The organism is Cupriavidus sp. GW821-FHT02F09 (assembly GCF_059421605.1).
Map to the genome: position 1 here is coordinate 1 of NZ_JBWKVH010000097.1, position 2746 is coordinate 2746.

Annotated in this window: 3 protein-coding genes; all 3 read left to right on the plus strand. The window is 62.6% G+C overall.

Going from position 1 to position 2746, the window contains the following annotated elements:
• Window positions 1-81 precede the first annotated feature (81 nt).
• From tnpA to tnpC, 3 genes are read left to right on the plus strand one after another with little or no spacing between them, the layout of a single operon-like run.
• Window positions 82-462, plus strand: coding sequence for an IS66-like element accessory protein TnpA (tnpA, locus tag AC07XB_RS38865; RefSeq protein ID WP_492833242.1), 381 nt, complete (start codon window positions 82-84; stop codon window positions 460-462).
• Entirely contained in the window at window positions 459-806 is a 348-nt protein-coding gene (tnpB, locus tag AC07XB_RS38870; protein WP_492371536.1) for an IS66 family insertion sequence element accessory protein TnpB, read from the plus strand. Before tnpA ends, tnpB begins: the two co-directional genes overlap by 4 nt.
• Before the next feature lie 30 nt (window positions 807-836).
• Window positions 837-2363, plus strand: coding sequence for an IS66 family transposase (gene tnpC, locus AC07XB_RS38875; protein ID WP_492833240.1), 1527 nt, complete (start codon window positions 837-839; stop codon window positions 2361-2363).
• The last annotated feature ends 383 nt before the right edge of the window (window positions 2364-2746 follow it).

Consider the following 2746-nt stretch of genomic DNA (forward strand, 5'->3'; position numbering starts at 1 on the left):
GTAAGCACCCGGTCATGACCGTCTAGACACTGAAGCACCGATAAGCACAATAGGTCCCCACCTATCGATAAGTGGGGACCTATGTCAGCGTCTGCTAAGGATCAGGAAAGTGGTTATCGCCGGGAACCGAGGCGCCGCTTCTCAGCGGAGTACAAATGCCAGATAGTGCAGGCGCTGCTGTCGTCCCCGATGTCACTGGCGCGCTTCGCGCGCGAGCACGGCCTTAACCACATTCAACTGGCCAGGTGGCGGCGCGAGTACGAACAAGGCACGTATGGACCGATTGCCCAGGCGGCCGTGGAGTTCGTTCCGGTGTGCATCGCTCCGACAGCCAGTTCCCCCCCGCAACGAGCGTCGTCTGGAACGATAACGACCGTTGAGCTTCATCTGCCCAGGGGCAGGATTGTGTTGCACGATGTCGGCGTGGACGGTCTGCGCGAGCTCATCGAGGCACTACGGTGATCGGCTTGCCAGTGGGAACACGTGTGTGGGTGGCTGCGGGGATCACCGACATGCGCTGCGGCTTCAACGGGTTGGTGGCCAGGGCCCGGACCACGCTGTCCGAAGACCCATACAGCGGGCACGTCTTTGTGTTCCGCGGCCGGCGCGGCGACCTCATCAAGGTCTTGTGGTGGAGTGGAGACGGGCTCTGTTTGTTGGCCAAGCGCCTAGAGCGAGGCCGCTTCGTCTGGCCGCAGGCTGACAGCGGCAAGGTCCACCTCACGCCCGCACAGCTATCGATGCTTCTCGAAGGCATCGACTGGCGCAAGCCGGAACGCACCTGGCGCCCGACACTCGCCTTGTAAACAGATGCGTTGCTTCCTACACTGCTGTGCATGCCGACAGACCCCGCCACGCTTCCCGATGACATCGCCACGTTGAAGGCGATGATCATCGCGCGAGACAGCGCACTGCGCGATCATGCGATCGAGATCGAACACCTCAAGCTGCTGATTGCCAAGCTCAAGCGCCAGCAGTACGGCCACAGGTCTGAGAAGCTGGACCGGCAGATCGAGCAGCTCGAACTCAAGCTCGAAGAACTGCAGACGGATGAAGGCGTCGCCGCGGCAAGCGCGCCTCGCGCGCGCACTGCCCATGGCAACGGTGGACGCAACCCGCTACCGGCGCACCTGGAACGTGATGACGTCGTTCACGCGCCAGCAGAGACCACGTGTTGCGCATGTGGTGGCGCCTTCAAGGTCTTGGGTGAGGACGTCTCGGAGCAGCTCGAAGTCGTGCCGGCACGACTACGTGTCATCCGACATCGCCGCGTGAAGCTCGCCTGCACTGGCTGCGATCGCATCGTGCAGGCCTCCGCGCCCAGCCGTCCCATCGACCGCGGCATCCCTGGCCCGGGCTTGCTGGCCAACGTGCTGGTCTCAAAGTTCTGCGACCACCAGCCCTTGTATCGTCAGAGCGTTCGTTGGGAACGTGAAGGGATCGATCTGCCCGAGTCGACACTGGGCGACTGGGTCGGAGGCTGCTCGGCATTGCTCAGCCCGCTGGTGGCCGCCGTCCAACGCTATGTGATGGGAGGCAACAAGGTGCATGGCGACGATACGCCGATCCCCGTACTGGCGCCGGGTAATGGAAAGACGAAGACGGCACGGCTGTGGACCTATGTGCGTGATGACCGGCCATCGGCCGATGCCGCGCCACCCGCAGTGTGGTTCGCCTACTCGCCCGATCGCAAGGGCGAACATCCTCAACACCATCTCCGATCCTTCGCCGGGACCTTGCAAGCCGATGCGTACGCTGGCTTCAACGCGGTCTATGAAACGGGGCGAGTGCAAGAAGCCGCTTGCTGGGCGCACGCCAGACGCAAGTTCCACGAGTTGCATGCGGTGCGCCCCAATGCCGTCACCGAGCAGGCGTTGGCGCGCATCGGCGAACTCTATGACATCGAGCGCGAGATCCGAGGGCAGCCACCAGACCTGCGCCGGGAGATCCGGCAACGCGAGGCTGTACCGCGACTCGCGACGCTCAAGACCTGGCTGGAGGAGACGGCGAGCAAGCTCTCGCGCAAGTCCGATACCACGGCGGCCATCCTCTACACGCTCAAGCGTTGGGAGGCGTTCACGCGCTACGCCAACGATGGGCGTCTGGAGATCGACAACAACAGCGCGGAGCGCGCGTTGCGCGCCGTTGCCTTAGGCCGCAAAAACTTCTTGTTCGCGGGCGCTGATAGCGGCGGCGAACGTGCCGCCGCGATGTACACCCTCATCGGCACCGCGAAGCTCAATAACCTCAACCCCGAGGCATACCTGCGTCACGTGCTGAGCCACATCGCCGATCATCCGATCAACCGGATCGATGAACTGCTGCCCTGGGCAGTCGCGCATGAACTTCTGCCTGCGACGTAAGCGCTGAGTTGGACACCCTCATACAGGGAGCCTGCGCTATCGCAACCTTAGGCGCTGCGCTGAACAACGTATCCGCTTGGCGGTTGCCGAAGCAGAATCTCCGATCTGTTCCCACTCCCATTCAGAATGCCACCAAGCGAGGCGGTCGGCCGCACCCCTGATGCTTGGTGCGTCGACCACGGCCAACACATCTGCCGCAACTGACGCCCACCAATCGAGACCTTCGCCGTCACGTGCCTTCGGGTCAATTGCGTCTCGATAGATCTCTTTTACTTGTTCGAGGGTAAGCTCCATCACGGTAGTCAGATAGCATGGACACACGACACGCTATCACATCGGCTTTGCAGTGCAAGTCTTCCTGCCACACGAGCGCCAAAGTGCGG

Bases quoted from the DNA above. Each gene is read 5' to 3' on its own strand.
- tnpC (WP_492833240.1), top strand. From the start codon at position 837: ATGCCGACAGACCCCGCCACGCTTCCCGATGACATCGCCACGTTGAAG.
- tnpA (WP_492833242.1), top strand. From the start codon at position 82: ATGTCAGCGTCTGCTAAGGATCAGGAAAGTGGTTATCGCCGGGAACCG.